This window comes from Clostridium yunnanense, assembly GCF_016595795.1.
GTDB classification, from domain to species: domain Bacteria; phylum Bacillota; class Clostridia; order Clostridiales; family Clostridiaceae; genus Clostridium_AR; species Clostridium_AR yunnanense.
Genome location: NZ_JAENHN010000032.1, coordinates 63,684 through 83,843, shown reverse-complemented (window position 1 = coordinate 83,843; position 20,160 = coordinate 63,684). Strand labels below are relative to the sequence as shown.

The 20,160-nt window shown below is 30.5% G+C and carries 16 protein-coding genes; all 16 read right to left on the bottom strand.

Annotation, left to right across the window (positions count from 1 at the left end; genetic code table 11):
- Positions 1-43: 43 nt before the first annotated feature.
- The gene (locus tag JHL18_RS10860; RefSeq protein WP_200269016.1) at positions 44-2,275 is read right to left on the bottom strand and encodes an MASE3 domain-containing protein; all 2,232 of its coding nucleotides are present in this window, start codon (positions 2,273-2,275) and stop codon (positions 44-46) included.
- 20 nt (positions 2,276-2,295) lie between these two features.
- Entirely contained in the window at positions 2,296-4,287 is a 1,992-nt protein-coding gene (locus JHL18_RS10855) for a PAS domain-containing sensor histidine kinase (protein WP_200269014.1), read from the bottom strand.
- 247 nt (positions 4,288-4,534) lie between these two features.
- Positions 4,535-5,263 carry a nitroreductase family protein gene (locus JHL18_RS10850; RefSeq protein WP_200269012.1) on the bottom strand — a complete coding sequence of 243 codons (729 nt, stop codon included), beginning with the start codon at positions 5,261-5,263 and terminating at the stop codon, positions 4,535-4,537.
- A gap of 136 nt (positions 5,264-5,399) precedes the next feature.
- Positions 5,400-6,350 (bottom strand): alpha/beta hydrolase, encoded by a 951-nt coding sequence (locus JHL18_RS10845; protein WP_200269010.1) that lies wholly within the window; start codon positions 6,348-6,350, stop codon positions 5,400-5,402.
- Between the two features lie 204 nt (positions 6,351-6,554).
- Positions 6,555-7,931, bottom strand: coding sequence for an MATE family efflux transporter (locus tag JHL18_RS10840; RefSeq protein ID WP_200269008.1), 1,377 nt, complete (start codon positions 7,929-7,931; stop codon positions 6,555-6,557).
- A gap of 19 nt (positions 7,932-7,950) precedes the next feature.
- On the bottom strand, positions 7,951-8,397 hold the full coding sequence (locus tag JHL18_RS10835) for a MarR family winged helix-turn-helix transcriptional regulator (protein ID WP_200269007.1): 447 nt from the start codon (positions 8,395-8,397) through the stop codon (positions 7,951-7,953).
- 254 nt (positions 8,398-8,651) lie between these two features.
- Positions 8,652-9,815 (bottom strand): serine/threonine-protein kinase, encoded by a 1,164-nt coding sequence (locus JHL18_RS10830; protein WP_200269006.1) that lies wholly within the window; start codon positions 9,813-9,815, stop codon positions 8,652-8,654.
- 180 nt (positions 9,816-9,995) lie between these two features.
- Positions 9,996-11,039 (bottom strand): GGDEF domain-containing protein, encoded by a 1,044-nt coding sequence (locus tag JHL18_RS10825; protein WP_200269005.1) that lies wholly within the window; start codon positions 11,037-11,039, stop codon positions 9,996-9,998.
- Positions 11,040-11,075: 36 nt separating this feature from the next.
- The gene (locus tag JHL18_RS10820; RefSeq protein ID WP_200269004.1) at positions 11,076-11,567 is read right to left on the bottom strand and encodes a diguanylate cyclase domain-containing protein; all 492 of its coding nucleotides are present in this window, start codon (positions 11,565-11,567) and stop codon (positions 11,076-11,078) included.
- Positions 11,568-11,903: 336 nt separating this feature from the next.
- Complete coding sequence (locus JHL18_RS10815) at positions 11,904-12,884, bottom strand: oligopeptide/dipeptide ABC transporter ATP-binding protein (RefSeq protein ID WP_200269003.1); 981 nt, start codon at positions 12,882-12,884, stop codon at positions 11,904-11,906.
- 135 nt (positions 12,885-13,019) lie between these two features.
- Positions 13,020-13,988: an ABC transporter ATP-binding protein gene (locus JHL18_RS10810; protein ID WP_200269001.1), complete on the bottom strand. Its 969-nt coding sequence runs from the start codon at positions 13,986-13,988 to the stop codon at positions 13,020-13,022.
- Positions 13,989-13,992: 4 nt separating this feature from the next.
- Complete coding sequence (locus tag JHL18_RS10805) at positions 13,993-14,844, bottom strand: ABC transporter permease (protein ID WP_200268999.1); 852 nt, start codon at positions 14,842-14,844, stop codon at positions 13,993-13,995.
- Positions 14,845-14,849: 5 nt separating this feature from the next.
- Positions 14,850-15,803 carry an ABC transporter permease subunit gene (locus tag JHL18_RS10800; protein WP_200268997.1) on the bottom strand — a complete coding sequence of 318 codons (954 nt, stop codon included), beginning with the start codon at positions 15,801-15,803 and terminating at the stop codon, positions 14,850-14,852.
- Between the two features lie 89 nt (positions 15,804-15,892).
- The gene (locus JHL18_RS10795; protein ID WP_200268995.1) at positions 15,893-17,470 is read right to left on the bottom strand and encodes an ABC transporter substrate-binding protein; all 1,578 of its coding nucleotides are present in this window, start codon (positions 17,468-17,470) and stop codon (positions 15,893-15,895) included.
- A gap of 743 nt (positions 17,471-18,213) precedes the next feature.
- A complete protein-coding gene (locus JHL18_RS10790; RefSeq protein WP_200268993.1) occupies positions 18,214-19,272 on the bottom strand; it encodes an aldose epimerase family protein in 1,059 nt (352 codons plus the stop codon).
- A 57-nt stretch (positions 19,273-19,329) separates the two neighbouring features.
- Positions 19,330-20,160: a response regulator transcription factor gene (locus tag JHL18_RS10785; protein WP_200268991.1), complete on the bottom strand. Its 831-nt coding sequence runs from the start codon at positions 20,158-20,160 to the stop codon at positions 19,330-19,332.

Sequence of the window (20,160 nt, the reverse complement as noted above, 5' to 3'; positions counted from 1 at the left end):
TTCTACTGATATATTAGAAATTATAGCTTTATTAAATTTCAATTTAATCCTCATCCAAATAAGGAATAGTTATTGTAAAAATAGTTCCAATACCGATCCAACTCTCTATCTCAATCCTTCCACTATGTTCTTTAATAATTTGATAGCATGCACTAAGTCCAAGGCCTGTACCTGTTTTCTTAGTTGTGAAGAAAGGAGTTCCTATCTTTTTAATTATTTCTTCACTCATACCTTTGCCATTATCCTCAATTTTGATATATACTTCCTTAGCTTGCTCATTAAGACCTGCACTTATAAGTAACTTAGGACTTGACATCTGCTCCATAGCCTCAACTGCATTCTTGCAAATATTTAGTATAACTTGTTTAATTTGAGTTTCATCGCATAATATATATCTCTCGTCGTAATCTAATTTAAAAGATACTTGCACTTTACTCATTAATGATGACGTCTCTATAGTACTTTTCATTGATGAGATTAAATCATAAAACGCTACTTCTTCTAATTCAGTTTCTCTTGGTTTTGACAAGCTTAAAAAGTCACTTATAATTCTATTTACTTCATCAGTATCTGAATTTATTTTATTGGCAAAGCCTTTGATTCTATCATTATCAGTATACAGCTCTATTAATTGACTATTTCCTTTTATGGTCGTTAGGAAATTTCTTGTTTCATGGACAATGGTTGCCCCCATCTGACCAAGTAAAGCCAATTTTTCTTGGTTTATCAGTTTCATTTGATTCTCTTTAATCTTAGATATATCTTGTACAACTATCATTAATCCAATTACTTCGTTATAAATATTCTTTATTACAGATGTATTTATATGTATATTCTTTTCATTTCCCACAGGAGTCACAATAATGCAGTCAATATTATCATCTCTAAAATTTATTTTTTTAAATATTTTGTGACCTCCATTATTATTCAATTTCAAAAGCTTATTAAGTGCATATATGTTCATTTTAATTATATCTTCATATGCAACTTCTACTAAATCAGCAAAGTAATTATTACATGCAATTATATCCCCATTGTAATCTATTATCATTGTAGGTACTGATATAGAATTTAATATAGTTTGGGCCTGTAAATTGAGATTTTCAATTTGTTGTTCTTGTTTTATATCATTCGTAAGAATAAGAACACCGCCCTTAATCTTATGAGCATTAATCAGAACTTTTATTTCTTTATTATTTGAATCTAAATAAGTTCTAATTATATTTTGAGTATTATCATTATTATTTACCCGATATGGTAAGGATTTTTCATAATTATCTCCTACCTTACGTAAAACCTTTGATATTTCATAGTCATCTAAACCTATAATACTTTCCTTTGAATATTTGAATAGTTCTTCAAATTTGTTATTAACAAAATCAATTTTATTATTCAAATTATAAGTATGTATAGGAATTGGCACCGCATTAAGAATATCAGATAACCTTTGATTATTTTCATTTAATTTATCATAAGGATAATTAATCAAACTTTGAAACACTGCCTTATAAAGATAATAATAGCTACCTATCTTTAAAACATGACCAAATACCACCCAAATTGAATCTGGACTTTTGAAAAGTGTAAAACAAACCTCCGAAGGAATTATCAATAAAATTGATATGTAAAGACATTCAAAATTAATCAATTGCTTTGTAACAAGATTATTCTTTAATCTGTATAAAGTTAGCGTTGCTATAATGATTATTAAGTATTCTGTAATTATCTTAAAAAGTGTAATTCCATCTATAGTATAAAATGGAGGAATATATCCTTTATTTATCTCTAAAATGTAAAATAGAAAAGACATAATTAATATGGTTTTTAGCATAGCTATATATTTATTACCATTTTTCTTATATGGTACATACGAAAATATCAATAAAGTAAGAACTTCTATAATTCTTGCAATCAACCAATATTTTAAAGATGCATTACTATTCGCTACATCATGTATAAGCATATATTTATAAAAATAAATATGAATTGCATCCATTATTGATACAATAAAGTATCCAAACCCTAATATGTAATTTATACTTTCTTCTGAACTATGTCTGTTCCATATTATTAAGAAAGTAGCTATTCCCATAAAAATACTGATTAATTCAAGAGTTTTATGCACTAATTCTTTATCCCAAGACCAAAATTTATAGAATACAATTATAGATATTATAAAAGCTATAAATAGTACAATTATAAATGTTATTAAGATATTTATAATTATGCTTTTGTTAGTGTCCTTATCTAATAACTCGTACTTATTATCCAACATAACTAAATCCCCCCTTTAAGTCAGATGTAGATATCAGAAAATTCTATATTTACTTTCTCAGCTTTATCTTTATTTTCTATCCACCTATCTAGATATTGATGTGAATTTGACATTACATTTTCATTTTCAATATCTCTTAATGGGAGTACAATATCAAATTGTGTATACTTGCCATATTCACTTGTAACATTAATTGTTCCACCATGCATCTTTATCAAAGCCTTAGCTAAGGCCAATCCAATTCCTGCACCTTCGCTTATTCTAGATAGAGATTTATCTACTTGAATAAACCTCTCAAAGATTAGACCTAATTTGTCTTTTGGTATACCAATCCCAGTATCCTTTACACTTATCTTCACACTTTCTCCTAGATCTTTAACGGATACATCTATAACGCCTCCCGGCTTGGTAAACTTTACCGCATTAGAAAGCAAACTTAAAACTACTTTCTCTATTTTATCTTCATCACATCCAATTATCTTTTCTTCAACATCGGTATCAAATATGATTTGAATGTTTTTTTCTTTCATATAAGCTGCAACAGATTGTGTTATGTCCTCAACTATTTTTACAATGTTGTGACCTCGAAAATTTAATCCATAATAACCAGAATCTATTTTTGTTATATCCAGTAAATTATTTATAAGTCTTAGCAATCTATAACAGTTCTGCTTCATTACATTAGAATATTTTTTAATATCCATCATTTTAGGATTAGTATCATCTCCAACATATAACTCTATGAGTTGTAAAGAGCTTAATAATATATTTAAAGGAGTTCTCAGTTCATGAGAAATATTTGTAAAAAACTCAGTCTTTAATCTATCATACTCTAAGGTCTTTTCCAGAAGCAGCCTATCTTTTTCAGCTTTCTTTTTTTCAGTGATATCTTTCACAGTAGAAATAATACTTACCTTTTTATTATAGGAAAATCTCACAGATATAATCTCAACATCAATTAAAGTATTTTGTTTGGTGACAAACTTATACTCAATTGGAGGTAGAGTTATATTATGATCTAAAAGAGAATTTAGTCTTTCATATACAACTTCCTCAACCTCTTTGCTTGCAATCTTAGTAAGTTTCTGACCAACTAATTCATCCGGACTATCATATCCCAATATCTTCACATAAGAATCACTGACAAAAGAAAATGTATTACCATCATGGATGCTTATCCCAATAGGCAATATATCAACCAAACTTTTGTATAGTTCTCTGCTTTCATGAAGATCAACCTCTAACTGTTTTCTCTTAGATATATCCCTAATAGTGGTCACAACTCCTTTTTTGCCTTTTACAGTATAAGGGAATGAAGCTGACTCAATTGTCAATATTTCATTATCTTTTCTAATAATCTTTTGTTCTTCAAAATATACAGCTTCCGATTTGTTATACAATATATCTTTCCTGCTATTAATATGGCAAAAATCATCAGGATGGATATATGTCATAATACTCTTACCTTTTATGTCTTCAAAATCCTCCACTCCTAATAATTTTAGGCCTTCTTTATTCACCTTTTCAAAGTTTCCGTCAATGGTTATATAAATGCTAACTGGAAGATTCTCAAGTATATCATTATATCTATCTCCACGATTTCGGACTAATTCGTATTCTCTTCTTTCAATACTTATGTCTCTTACAGTCAAAAAAAGGAAAGTACTATCGCCTAACTTTTCATCATTAACTTTTAATTCTATTTCAATTTCGTCTCCTTTAGGTTTTTTTATTTTGTATTCACCATCTTTTATATTAAAACATTGCTGCACTTGTGCATTTATCCCTTTATCATCTTCAACTTGAAGTAATTTATAAACTGACTTTCCCAATATCCACTGATAGTCACACTGAAATATTTTAAGTAGCACTTTATTAGCATAAACGATTTCATCATCCCTTTGAACCAAAATTGCAGTAGGTATATAATCAAAGCAATTAAAATCTAAATTTAGTAATTTATTATCTTTATCTTTTAATTTAATATTATCAACAGGCGTTGTATGAAGCATCTGATCAGTCCCTCCACGTTATAGCAAAATTTTCATATTTTACTATAATTCTTCATATTTTACGAAATTCCTCTTATTTTCGCCCATAATTATATGTATACCATATAATTACAACACCATATGCTATTATGTTAATAATCATGTTATTTACTCTAACTTTTATTTCTTAATAATATTTTATATGTTATTAAAACCCCTAAAGACTGATCTAATATGTCTTTAGGGGTTCTATGGTTAATTTGTAATTTTATTTTCTATTCTTTATAAACTTTCCTGGGTTACCAAACTCAAAATAACCATCTGCTATTATAGCAAAATGAGCCTTAGCAATTCCTAAATCAATTAAATCAAAGACGTAAGTATTTTCAATACCAGCAGTTATACTACCTTCATTATAATTAAATCTAACCTTTTGAGTGTTCTTTGCAGAAGGTGCTTTTTGTACAGCCTTCATTCCTTCTGAAAACCAATTAGGAACCTCTCCAACTGCTGTGTAAAATTCCTCTACTGGTTTTATCTTTCCATGTACTGCTTTAGATATAAGCTTCTCTTTTATAGTTTGTGTTTCTTCAACATTTCCTATAGGTATAACGCAAACTAAGGTTTCATCATTTCTCAGTTTACCAATTGGAGTTTTCTTATCGAAAGAACCACCTACCCAACAGGTTCCTAAATCTAATTTAGTTGCCTCAAGTACCAAGAGCTCCCCATAATATCCTAACTTTTCAGCTAGATTTGGATCGTCGCTTTTTCCGATAAGCGCCAATACACTTTTAACACCTGAAAACATTCCATAACTCTTCCTTAATCCATTGAAAGCATCACTTCCATCTTCAACAAACTGTATCGAAATCCCCCCTTCTTCATTATATTTAGATATAAGACTCTCGATTTTTTCAATCTTATCCTTTGCTATTGGTGTAGACAAATAACTTCTACGAGATCTTCTTTTTTCTATTGCTTCTAAAATATCCATTTGCACTCTCCTATATTTGGTTATACTTCTAATTAAATTAATCATAATTATGCTTTTCATTGATGTCAACAAAAAGCTTGAGTTTCCTCAAGCTTTTTATTCGAACTTATTATAGGCTCTAATTTTATTTTCATGATTATTTTATATATTTTCCAACAAACTCTTTGACCTTACTCTTATATGCAATCGGAGCTTTAGTTAAAGATAACCCATGCTCTGCACCCTTAACGACAAGTATGTCTTTATCACTTCTACAAGCATCGTATAATCTATACACCATACTTGTAGGTACAAAAACATCATTTTCACCATGAATAAAAAGCATAGGCACTTTATTCTTCTCAACCTGCCTTAAAGCAGATGCTTCACTAAAGTTATATCCTGCTTTAATCTGAGTAAGTAAACTTGTAGATTGGATAATTGGAAACTCTGGTAAGTCATACATTCTTTTTAGCTGATAAGCTAATTCGTCTTCAACAGATGTATATCCGCAATCCTCCACAATAGCCATAACCTGCTTAGGTAAATCTTCTCCACTTACCATCATAACAGTAGCACCGCCCATAGACACACCATGAAGAACAATTTGGGTATTCTCCCCTACTTCCTCCAAAATAAAATCAATCCATTTCAAATAATCTAACCGATCTACCCATCCAAAGCCAATATAATTACCTTCACTAACTCCGTGTCCACGATTATCAGGCATTAGTACATTGTAGCCCATATCGTAGTAAATCTTTGCAAAATCTCCCATTGATTTACCTCTTCCACCATAGCCATGAGCTAGCACTGCGGTTTTGTTAGTCTTATTCTTAGCCTTAATATAATAACCAACAAGTTTAAGTCCGTCAAAACTCTTTATACTTACTGTTTCATAACCGATTTCATTTACCCATTTTTCACTACCACTAACTTTAGGCTTAGTCTCAGTATTAGTTACTGGTATATCTTCAGTTGTTGTTAAGAAAGCCTTATTATTTCTTGCAACTGCTAAATTATAAAAAAATGAACTAACGAAGATATCGCCTATCATTAACAATACAAGAAAAATAGAAATAATTATCAATCCATATTTTTTCTTCATACTATTAATTCCTCCATTGAATGTCACTTACATAATTTACTTAGATACTTTACTATACGATACAAAAGTATATACTGCACCTATTAATTTAGTATTAGCTTTACTGTATTAAAAATATCTAGAGCTAATTCTTAGATATGAAAAAGCTGCACCAAAATTTTTGATACAGCTTCTTATATTTTTTAATATATTATATATTAATTATTAATCTTCTAGAACCAATAAGTCTTCATTCTCGTCTTCTTCAACTTCATTTAGATGTTTTAAATCTTTCCATAGCCAGATTCCAGTTAAAACTGCCGCAACAAAATCAGCTAAAGGTCCTGCATATAATACTCCATCTAATCCAAACATTTTTGAAAGAATTAAAATTGCTGGTATAAGTATAAGCACTTGTCTAGATAAGGTCAAGAACATAGCAGGTTTCATTTTACTAACTGCTTGGAAGTAATTAGCTCCTATAATCTGAAAACCTGTTACAGGTAAACATAAAAAGAATATAAAAAGTGCATGCGTTCCGAATTTTATCAATTCTTCATCTGATGCAAATATACCAATAAATTGATTCGGGAATATTCTAGTTAATATAAACCCAATAACTACGATAACTGTAGCTGCCGATATTGCTAACTTTAAGGTTTCTTTAATACGATTGTATTTCTTAGCTCCATAATTGTAACCTATTATTGGTTGTGAACCTTGGCTAACTCCTATTACCGGCATTAACATTAAGGTTTGAATACTATTAATTATTCCCATACCTGAAATTGCTAAGTCTCCGCCGTATACAATAAGTGTTTTATTTAAAATAACATTTAGTAAACTGTTCGATAATTGCATTGCAAAAGGCGGCATACCTATTGTTAAAATTCTTTTTACTATTTTTGATTCTAGCTTAAGGTTCTTTGCTCTAAGTTTAAGAGAACTCTTTCCCATAAGAAAATATGACATTATCCAAGTACTTGATACTAATTGAGCTAAAGCGGTTGCTAGACCTGCGCCTACCATTCCCCACTTAAATATAAATATAAAAATTGGGGCTAAGATTGCATTAATTAAAGCACTTATTAGCATTGTAAGCATTGCTATCTTTGGATTTCCATCTGCACGAATAAAATTATTCATACCAAATCCCATTGTACCAAAGATCATTCCTACAAGAATTACTTTAACATAATCTCTTGCATATGGTAATACTGCGTCACTTGCTCCAAATGCTTTAAGCAAAGGATTAAGGAATATCAATCCTAAAATTGTTAAAACAATAGAAACCACTATTAGTAAAGTAACAGCATTCCCCATAATCTTTTCAGCTTCTTCTTTTTTTCCTTCACCTAAACGGATTGATACTAAAGAAGTTGCCCCAATACCAATAAGCATACCAAACGCCATCATTATTATTTGAATAGGAAATCCAATTGTTATTCCCGCGATTCCAAGTTCATTTACACCATGCCCTATTACTGCTCTGTCAATAACATTATACATTGCATTTACTAGCATACCTATAATAGCTGGTGCTGAGAAAGTAACAAGGAGCTTCGAAATCTTCTCTTCACCTAATCTGTTTGTTTTTTCCATACTTACACTCCTCTAACAATTATTTTATTTTCATTAAAACTTCTTTTAAACCTGCAACTGAAGCTGATAATTTCATCAAATCTGCTTCGCTTAAATCTGATACCTTTTCTTTCAAAAACTCTTGTACTTTATACCTTTTGTTTTCCATGAAATCTTCCCCGACACTTGTTAGTTTAATATAAGTGTATCTTCTATCCTTATCATCAACGAATCTTTCAATATAGCTTTTATCTATTAATTTTTGAATAAGAGGTGTAAGATTTGCTTTACAAATCCCTAAATGTTTTCCTATTTCTGATATGCATATACTTCCTTTTTCTTTTACCATAAAAAGTATAGTCATATGAGTACCTGTTAGATCACTTGCTTTTTCCTCTTTATCAAAAGGCTTTACCAATTTAGTTTTAAGCAAAGGAAATGCCCAATATAGATTTTCAATCATTTCATCATATATCTGTTTATCCATTTATTCCTCCAAAGGATATAATATTAGTTATATTTTCATAATAGTTATATTACTATAATAGTTATATTTTTATAACTATTATAGTATATAATCTTATACCTAAAGTGTCAATGTCGTTTAAGTATATATTCAATTTTTTAATTGAGTTTTCTAATTTAGAAAAATTTATACTTCCCTTTACAACAAAAAAAGTTGGATATTTTTATTTACCCAACTTTTTTGAAAAAATAACTGACGCGTATATATAATCTAGATTATTTTTTCTTCTTACCATTCCCTTTAGCTTTGTGCTGATTATAAATCGTTTCTTGACTATCCAAAGTTTGCTTATTAATAGTATCATCAGTTACTTGATTTTGTAGTTTGCTATCACTAGTTGCATCTGATGAAGTATTATTTTGATTTTGTTCATTGGTTTCTTTTGTTGCTTCAGGTACACTTTTCACTGTATTTTCAATATTAGATTTATTTATTTCATTATCATTATCTACAACGCTTTCTCCTAAAAGATATATTGAAGATAATACTAAAATTACGAAGAAAGGAATAATTAGAAAAATCTTTTTTATACTAAATTTCTTCTTCATCTTCTTGACTTTTTCATTTGAACCTTTTAAAAGCGTAGTCTTATCATCTTCTTCGTTGATCGATAATTCAATAACTTCTTTTTTCAGCTCATAAACAGAGGTATATCTATCTTTAATTTCAGGCTGTACACATTTTTTTATTATTCTTATAAAATCTTTATTTATGTTTTTATCATAATTTTCATCAAATAATGGCTCTGCGCCACTAAACGGAACTTTACCCGTAATCATAAAATAAATAACCATTCCCATACCATAGATATCTGTTTGTTTGCATGACTGTGCTAATCCATGCTGCTCTGGTGCTGCATATCCACTGGACCCCATACATATTGTGTCACTATCGCTATCTACTTTATAAAATTTTGATATGCCAAAATCTACAAGAAAAACTTTCCCGCTTGGATTTATTATTATATTTGAAGGTTTCAAATCTCTATAAATTATTGGTGGATTAAGACTATGCAAATATTCTATTATTTCACTAATTTCAAGAATTATAGTCTTAATATTTTCTAATTCAACCCCTTGTTCATTCTTGACATACTCAAACAAAGTTTTTCCTTCCACATAATCTTCAACTAAATATACATAGTTCTTTTCATAAAATATATCAACTATTCTAGGAATTCCAGAATGATTCAAGTTCTTTAGTATATTACACTCTGATAAGATATCTAAGCTTACATTATCATATTTTTCCGTTTCCTTTATTGCCCAAAGGTTTTCTAGACGTATGTTCTTGCATAAATATACTGTGCCCATACCTCCAGAACCTATTATTTTTATTACTTCATATTTATCATCTAATACATAACCAACTTCAAGCATACTTACCCCCATTTACTGATGTATCAAAATTTCGCCTAGTATTATATACGTAGCTACTCTCTATTTTATGGGGGTACCCATATTTTTTATTATTAAATTTAAAATATGTTTTAACTATTCATGAAATTAACTTAAACACGGTTAAAAACTATTTTTTATGATCAAAAGTATTTTATATATTTAATCAGCCATTGAAGAATTCCACTTTATCACACGATTTTTCCCAATGGATTTTGCATAAGCATTTGCTTTTTCAGCTCTGTTTATAAGATCATTAACGTTCTTCCCATCACTTGGATAATGAGTTACTCCTACTGAAATAGTTGTAGGATATATATAGTTTTTAGTTTGAACCTGAACTGCTTTTCTTACTCTTTCAGCTAACTTTAAAGTATTTTGTCCATCTATGTCTTTAAGTATCACTACGAATTCATCACCTGATAACCATCTAAACACTTTATCTTCACATCTTATGGAACTTTTAATTATAGTACTAAGATTTCTAATCATCTGGTTACCTGCTTCATAACTTATATTATTATAACGTTTCAGGTTATCTCCATCTATAAACATTATTGCAAAGCCTTTTCTATTTTCCATATACTCTTCTATTAGTTTTGATAAAAATAATTTACCTGCCCTATGATTTGAGATACCAGAAACATCATCGATAAACGCAAGTTCATTTGCATACTTATAAGAATGAAGTGTGTTCCTTATATTATTTGTAAACATATGTATTATACTTTTCAGTTTTACTCTAGAAACTTCTTTACTTTCTTCTTGCTTCATTACATTATCAAAAAGTAATTCATAAAAATCTTCTACAGAGTTGATATTTTGATTATATTTTAGAGTAAATTTATTTAATTGCAGATATGGCTTTTCTATAATTTTCATTATATTATTTAGGCTAACTTCCACTTTGCAAGATATCTTTTCGATATCAGTTAAATTATAGTTTGGAAAGGTAATTATTATATCGTTAGTTCCCAAGATAAAACCATATACATTTGAATATGTAGAAATTACATTCCTAACTAACTTAAAAATACTTTCTATATATAACTCATCATTTTCATTTTTAGAATTATAAACATTAAAAACTATAAATGCACCTTTTTCTCCAAAGATTTTACTAATATCAGCTTCAAGAAAATCAAAGAAGTTCGGACGTACTGAAGAACAATTACTATAAACATCATCAAATGCTTTTATTTCCATTCAAATCCTCCCCAAAATAATTTGTTTAACTTCCTATCATATTCCTTTTATTGTGTTTTGTAAGTCAAAGCATCTTGGCATGCTCAGATAACTTTTCATAAAATCTTCTACAGAAGCAATCTCTTTTCTATATTCAATCATAAATTTATTTAGCTGCGCTCTATTAAGACCTAAAGAATTTACATTACTTTTATATTGTTCTTTGATTTCAATACAAATCTCGTTAATTTGTTTTGTAGTATAATCAGGTAATATAACTACAAAATCGTTACTTCCAAATCTAAAGCAATAAGATTTCTTATATTTTGATGAAATATTGGTAATTGCTTTTATTAAAGCTTTAGTATGTAAATCACCAAAATTCCTTCCATACTTTTCATTAATCTTTCTTAAACTAACTATATTGAAAACTATAAAGCTCCCCTTTTTACCAAATACTTCACTTATATCAGAATCAATAAAATCAAAAAAGTTAGGTATTGCAGTAAAGTGATTCCAATATAATGGTTTAAATGTTTTTGTCTCCATGTATATCCCTCGCTGTTTATTATCATATGTATTTGCACCCTTACACCACTTTTGTAACCTTTAGGCATGTAATTTATAATAGCCTCAGTTCTAGACCTCCTATATTTAAAATCACATATCCTACTCATAATTCTTTGCATATTAATATACGATTAGATACTTACTATTTAAGGGGGGAGAATATTTTTTTATTAATCTTTTTTTAATTTTCTATTCAAGTATGTTTAGATTTCTTAGTCTAACTATAATTTATTGATGAAAAAGAAAAAAACTAGTCCAATGAATCGTCATCTGTCAACTTTACAAGTGACAATTCATTTGGTGACTAGTTTTTAACTAATATAAATGACATGCAACAAAATGTCCATTTTCTATTTGCTTCATTTGAGGTGTAGATTCCTTACACATAGGTTTTGCGTACGGACATCTCGTATGAAATCTGCATCCAGAAGGAATATCTATTGGACTAGGTATATCTCCTTCGATTATTTGTCTTTGAGATGCTTTTGCCTTTAGTGGGTCAGCTATAGGTATCGCTGAAAGTAATGCTTTTGTATATGGATGTAGTGGATTGTTATATAAATCATTACTTCCAGAAATCTCTATAATATTGCCTAAATACATTACACCTATTCTATCTGAAATGTGTCTTACCATTGAAAGATCATGAGCCACAAAGAGATAGGTTAATCCAAGTTCCTTTTGTAAATCCTCTAGCATATTTACTACTTGAGCTTGAATAGATACATCTAAAGCTGATATAGGCTCATCACATAATATGAACTCAGGGTTAGTTGATATAGCTCTTGCGATTCCTATTCTTTGACATTGGCCTCCACTAAATTCATGTGGAAACTTTTCCATGTCTGTTTTCTTAAGTCCAACCATTTCAAGCAAACTCTGAATCTTGTCATTTCTCTCCTTCTTAGAAAGATTTGTATGCAGCAGAAGAGGTTCACTGATTAGTTCTTCCACATTCATATTAGGATTAAGTGACGAATAAGGATCTTGAAAGATAATTTGCATCCTTTTATTATACTGCTTCATCTCTTTTTTATTAAATTTTGCAATATTAGTTCCGTCAAAAAATATATCACCTGAAGTTACATCGTAAAGTCTAGTGATTGATCTTCCAAGAGTTGACTTACCACAGCCAGACTCACCTACAAGTCCAAAGGTTTCGCCTTTCTTTATATCAAAAGAGACCCCATCTACCGCTTTAACAAACTTCTTTTCGCTTCCTATAAACTTGTTCTTAACGGGAAAATATTTTTTTAAGTCTTTTACTTCTATTAATACTCTATCTGTATTATCCACTTATATGCCTCCTTTACATTGACTTGCGTAATTCATCTTCCCCCTATAAAAAGGTCGCTGAAGTGACCTTCTTCAGTGAGCTTTTTAACGCATCTGCCTTTCCGAATGAATATGAGGAAAATTATATAATTTACTCTACAGTAAAAAGCACCTAGCTCTATGGGTGTCGCTAAACTTTTTATAATCCGGCATCCTACTTAAGCATTTTGAGTTTGCAAATTCACACCTCTCTGCAAAAGGGCAGCCTTTAGGAGGGTCTAATAAAGATGGAGCAGAACCTTCTATAGGTTTAAGCCTTACTTTTTCATTTCCCTCAACTTTAGGTATAGAATTCAGTAAAGCTTTTGTATAAGGATGCTTAGTTTCATAAAAGATTTCTTCAGTAGTTCCTTCTTCCATTATTAAGCCACCGTACATAACTGCTATTCTATTACAGATATTAGCTACTACCCCTAGATCATGTGTTATAAGAATAATAGACATATCATTGACTTCCTTCAAAGATTTTAAAAGCTCTAAAATCTGTGCTTGAATAGTAACATCTAAGGCAGTTGTAGGTTCATCTGCAATTAATAGCTTAGGCTTGCAAGCAAGTGCCATTGCAATAAGCACTCTTTGCCTCATACCACCACTAAATTCGTGCGGATACTGCTCTATCCTTTTTTCTGGCATAGGAATCCCAACATCAGCTAAAAGTTTTATAGCCAGAGACTTTGCTTCTTTCTTATTGACCCCTTTATGCCTAACTATAACCTCAACAAGATGCGCTCCAACCTTTTTTAGTGGATTTAGAGCAGACATTGGGTCCTGAAAAATCATAGCCATCTCTTTTCCATTGATTTTTTTCATATCCTTATGAGATAGTTTTAAAAGGTCCTTTCCTTCAAAAACAACTTCTCCCGAGTCTATCTTGGCATTTTCTTGAAGTATGTTCATCACTGATCGCATAAGTACGCTCTTACCACTACCTGATTCACCTACTATTCCAAGAACATCTCCTGAGTTAACTTCAAAATCAACTCCTCTAACAGCTTCTATCTTACTATTTTTATTATAAAATGTAGTCTTTAAATTTATTACTTTAAGAAGTGTCTCGTCATTCATAATATTATTTACCTCCTCCTGCTGTCTTTGGCTCAGCAAATACTCTTAAAACATTCCCTAATTTATTGAAAGAATATATTGTAAGTATTATTAACACACCTGGCAAAATAGCCATATATGGTGCATTTTGTAAGTTTGTCTGAGCATTTTGAAGTAAATTCCCCCAAGATGACATAGGTTGCTGGATCCCAAGTCCTAAAAAGCTTAATGAGGATTCTGTCATTATAGCATCAGCTATACTTGAGGTTGAAGCGATTATTATAGTTGGAAACACACTAGGAATAATATGTTTAAAAATCACGTTTCTTGAAGACTCTCCGATGGAATTTGCATAAAGTACATACTCTCTTTGTTTTATAGAAAGGGTTTCCGCACGTACAAGTCTGGCTGTTCCCATCCAAGAAAATAATCCAATTACTATGATTATGGCTTGAAGTCCAGGTTTTAAAAATATGCTTACTACAGTTACAAGTATCATCCATGGAATAGATGATATTATATCAACAAATCTCATTAAAAGATTATCTATACGCCCTCCAAAATATCCACTTATTGTGCCAACAGCTATACCTATGCTAGTTGAAATAATCATAGCGAGGATTCCAACTACAAGAGACACTCTTCCTCCATAAATAGTTCTCGCTAAGTAATCCCTTCCTAGTTCATCAGTTCCAAATAAATGGCTCATACTAGGAGTTAGTAATATACTTGAAGTATCAGTATCATTCGGATCTATAGGTATTAAAAATGCAAATATTGATATAACTATTATAAATACCAGAAAGGCTATTGAAAACAAAGCACTTTTATTACCCTTTAACTCATCTATGACTTTTTTAAATCTTACGCTTTTCATTGGCCTTACTCCATTTCTTTTATTCTAGGATCAACAATTGAATATAATATATCTGACAATAAGTTTCCTATTATGACCATAGAAGAAGATAATACTAAAATAGCCATAACCACTGGATAATCTAAACCTCGAACTGCTGTAACAAAATACGGACCTACTCCTGGCCATCCAAAAACAGTTTCTGTTATCATTGCTCCAGTAACGAGCATAGGTAGTGCCATGCCTATCTTCGTGATAATTGGTAGAAGAACATTTTTACAGATATGTCTAAATAATATTTCGCTCTTACTTGCTCCAAAAGCATTCTGTACCATCACATACCCTTCAGAAGTTTGTCCTATGGTTGAGGATCTAACATATCTAACAAGCTCCGGAGTGTAAGCGATAACTAACACAACACATGGCATTATATAATGTAGTAAAAAATCCGATATAGACCCTTCAACTCCTATAGTATTCATACCCAATATAGGAAGTATAGATAGCTTGTATCCAAATATAAAAATTAAAATCATTGCAAACCAAAAGGTTGGAGTAGCTATACTTATTGAACAAAATCCATCTATTATCTTATCTACAAGCTTGTTTTTATTAGATCCAGCTATAAGCCCAAGAACTATTGAGATAACAAGTGATATCAAGTAAGCTGGAAAAACCAAAACCATAGTAGCTGGAAGTCTTGCAGCTAAATCGTTTGAAATGCTTTCATGAGTAACAATTGAATATCCAAACTGACCTGTTAACATCCCCTTTAACCATAAAAAATACTGTACATAGACAGGCTTATCAAAGCCATATTTTGCTTTAATTAGATCAATTGTTTCTTGGGACATTTTTGGTGTTGTCATGGCATCTACCGCATTGTAAGGTGCCATTTGAATTAACACGAAACATATTATAGTAATAATTAAAAGTAGCGGAATAGCTTGTAGTATTCTTTTAAATATGTATTTTGCCACTTTGTACTCACTTCCTTAATTAATAAATTATACATGGAGAATATAAACCTATATATTCTCCATGTATTTACATTACATCTATATGACTTTTATTTATAATAAAGCTTAGACATATCTTCAAAAGTATAAACTGGAACCAACTTAGCATCATCAATTCCAGCTAAATTAGAACTCATAACTACAATTCTTTTATTTTCAAGAATTGGATAGAAATATGCATTTGCTTGAAGCTTTTGTTGAATTTGATTATATATATCTTTTCTCTTTGCTTCATCTGTTTCTACTCTTCCAGCATTAAATAAATCATCTATTTGCTTGTCTGCATAGTGACTGTAGTTAAATTTACTATCTGATAGGAATAATGAGTTAAAGGTATCTGGATCTATACCCATGATATACCCACCAATGAACATATCGTAGTCACTATTTTTATTTTTCATTTGTTGACTTATAGCAGCATCTTCACCTGCTGCAAGCTCAACATCTATTCCTACTGCCTTAAGATTTTGTTGGATGATAGCAGCTTCCTTTTGGTAAGGAACATTACTGCCTGGATATCCAAGTTTAAGTTTTAATCCTGAAACTCCTGCCTTTGATAAAAGTTCTTTAGCCTTAGCTTGATCAAACTCATACTTCTCAACATTATCTGTATGGAATTTATTTTCGTTAGGAAGGAAAGAATAAGCTTTTTTCGCATATTCCTCTGATCCAAAAGCTGCATTTATCAAATCAGTTCTGTTTAGTGCATAGAAAATTGCTTGTCTAACACTTGCATCCTTAAGCTTTGGTGAATTAGAGTTAAGGACAGCATAAGCTACTCTACCTTCATCATACTTATAAGGAGTTAAATTATTACCTTTCAACAAGCTGTCCAAATCTCTTGATTGAACTGATAAAGCATTTATTTCTCCTTTTTGAAGAGAAAGCTTAGCAGTGTTAGCATCCGGTATTACTCTAAAGATAACATTTTGTATCTTTGCCTTACCTAAGAAGTAATCATCATTTCTAACCATCTTAACGTATTGACCAGCTTTGTATTCTTCTAGTTTATATGGACCAGTTCCTACAGGTTTTGCATTCTTAGTACTATTTTCAAAATTTGTTTCACCATCATATATATGCTTTGGCATTATAAAGATATTAGCTAAAAGTTCTATTCCAGGAGCACTTACTTCTGGTAAAGTGAAATCTACTGTATAGTCATCTACTTTTGTTACCTTAACTGGTTTTCCGTTGAAGATCAATTGACTATATGCCCAGCCAGCATTCTTTTCTTTTAACATTTCATTATATGTGAATACTACGTCATCAGCAGTAAACTTAGTGCCATCACTCCACTTTACGTCTTTTCTTAACTTTGCAGTATAAGTTAATTTGTCTGCTGATTGAGTCATGCTTTCAGCAAGGAAATAATTAATTCCATCAACATTATACATATATAGTGGTGAGTACAATGCTTTTATCTCCATTAACCCATAACGATCACTTGTTGTTATTACATTTACAGAGTTACCAGGATCACCATCAATACCATAGATGAAGGTATCTGATTTTGCTGCAGTTCCTGATGAATTTGCTGTACTTTTTGCTCCACCACCGCAGCCTACTAGTAAAAAGGCCGCTGTTGTTAGTGCTGTTACAAGCATTGATAATTTTTTAAATGTCATTTCTGTTCCCCCTTGTAAAAAATTATTAATAAATCTAAGCTAAACACATGAAACTATATAGAATGAAAAAAGACCCCGTCTCCAATCCAGAGACGAAGTCAAAACCTCGTATTCCACTCTGATTTTTATGCAAACACACAAAATCTAATAGTATGTTGGTACAAGCATACCGCACCGCTATATCGGGCGTTCCCGCTGAAGTCTACTATTAATTCGATTCAGAACTCAGAGATGCACTTCCATTAAGCCTTGCCCATAACCTCTTCCACCCTAGGAGATTTTTCTCTGTCGGCCATTCTCTTAACGTACTCTTCTCATCATTGTTTAATTCCTATATCTCTTATATATTTAGTATGTTTTTATTTTAATCCACAATTTTCTAACTGTCAATGATTAATTTATTTTTTATATTTATATGTTAATTTTTGAATTATAGAACTTGTCTTTCTTATAACCACATTAAATTCAGTAATATGCTTTCCAATTAAGTACCCAACATAAATTTGTGTTACATAACATAAAACAATTGTATCGATCGTATATATCAATTTAATAATCAAAAAGTTTTATTTCTTGCTACATTATAAAAAAACATTCAAATCATATTAAGTTGCTAGGTTATCTTGTCGCTAATATTTTATACAAAAAAAACGCTAAAGAAATCTTTAGCGTTTTTAAGCTAAGCCTATACCTTTATAGGCACATATGACAAATCTTATAGGTAACTAGGCTTATCTTATATACTACCTTGTAAAAAATTTATAAATAGTAGTTTGCTTATATTCTTCTCCTGCTCTAACAACTGGAGAAGGGAAGCTTGGAACATTCATAGAGTTTGGATAAAATTGAGTTTCAAGACATAATGCATTTCTTTGGTTATAAACAGCTTTATCTTTACCAATTATAGAACCATCTAAGTAATTTCCAGAATAAAGTTGTACTCCAGGCATTGTAGTATATACTTCCATAACACGACCTGTATTATCCTCAGTTACCTCTGCTGATTTTTCTAACAGATTGCCATTAGCGTTTAGACACCAGTTATGATCATAACCTTTTGCAACAATTAATTGTTCGTAATCTTCATAAATCCCTTCACTCAATTTAACTGGGTTAGTTAGGTCCATTGGTGTTCCTTTTACCTCTCTAAGTTCACCAGTTGGAATTGAAGCACTATCAATAACAGTGAATCTATCAGCATTAATCATAACCTTATGATCTAAAACTGTTCCAGAAGCATGTCCTGCTAAATTAAAATACGAATGGTTAGTTAGATTAATTACAGTATCCTTGTCTGAGACAGCATCATAATCTATTTTAAGTTCATTACTTTCTGTAACAGTATATCTTACTCTAACTTTAAGATTTCCAGGATAGCCTTCTTCGCCATCTTTACTTAAATAGGTTAGTTCTATGCTTGGACTTTGATTATCGTTTACACCTGCAACTTCCCAAAGAACTTTATGAAACCCAGTGAATCCTCCATGTAATTGATTCTCTCCTTCACTTTTAGTTAAGGCATATTCAACACCATTTAACTCAAAAGCAGCGTTTTTAATTCTATTTGCATATCTTCCTATAGTTGATCCTAAAAATGCTGGGTTTACAAAATATCCTTCTAGAGAGTCATAACCAAGCACAACATCATCAAAATTTCCTTCTTTATCAGCTACAAGAAGCGATGTTAATATTGCACCATAATTAATAATTTCTGCAGTCATACCTTTTGAATTTTTCAACGTATAGCAATATACTAATTGCCCTTCTTTTGTTTTACCATATTCTCTTACATCTACTCCCATATGTCATTCTCCTTTATATATAATTTATAAAAAAGTAGCTGAAGCGACTTTCTTCAGTTAGCTTTTTTGGGTTTGCTCTCTTGATTGTTCCCTAAGCTTCTTGTATTCTTTCATAGAATATCCAGTGTACTTTTTAAAACAAGTACTAAAATAATTAGGATCAGCTATTCCTATCTTGCTAGCTATCTCACAGGATTTTGCATCTGAATTTCTAACCATATCAATGGCGATTTTCATCTTTACACTAATAATATACTCAGAAAAATTCATACCAGTTTTAAATTTAAATATTCTACTAAGATAGCTTGAATTTACATAGAAATATTCAGATACCAGCTTTAGTGACAGCTCAGTATTTGATATGTTTTTTAATATAAACTTTTTTATTTCATCTATATTCAAGGCTGTATCTTCTTCATCATTACTTTGCTTTAAGTCAATAATTGATCCAAAGGTATCAATTCTATCTTTTATTTGTAGGTAATCCTTTTCTTTTACTTTCTCTTGAAGTATAATATCCTTTAGCTTTAAAATGCTATTTTTTAGCTCCTTATCATCAATTGGTTTAAGAATAAAATCACTTATTCCAACCTTTATAGCTCTTTTAGCATATTCAAATTCATCATAGCCAGTAATTACAATAATCTTTATACTTGGATATTTGTCTAAAACATACTGACTCATATCTAACCCATCAGCTGAAGGCATACATATATCAGTTAATATAATATCTGGCTGAACTTTTTCAATTAAATTCATTGCTTCTTCTGAATTTGATGCTTCACCTACTATATTAACACCAATATCATCCCAAGGTATACAATTCTTGATTAAATTCCTAATCAAATTTTCGTCGTCTACTATAATTATTTTTATTCTATTTTCCAT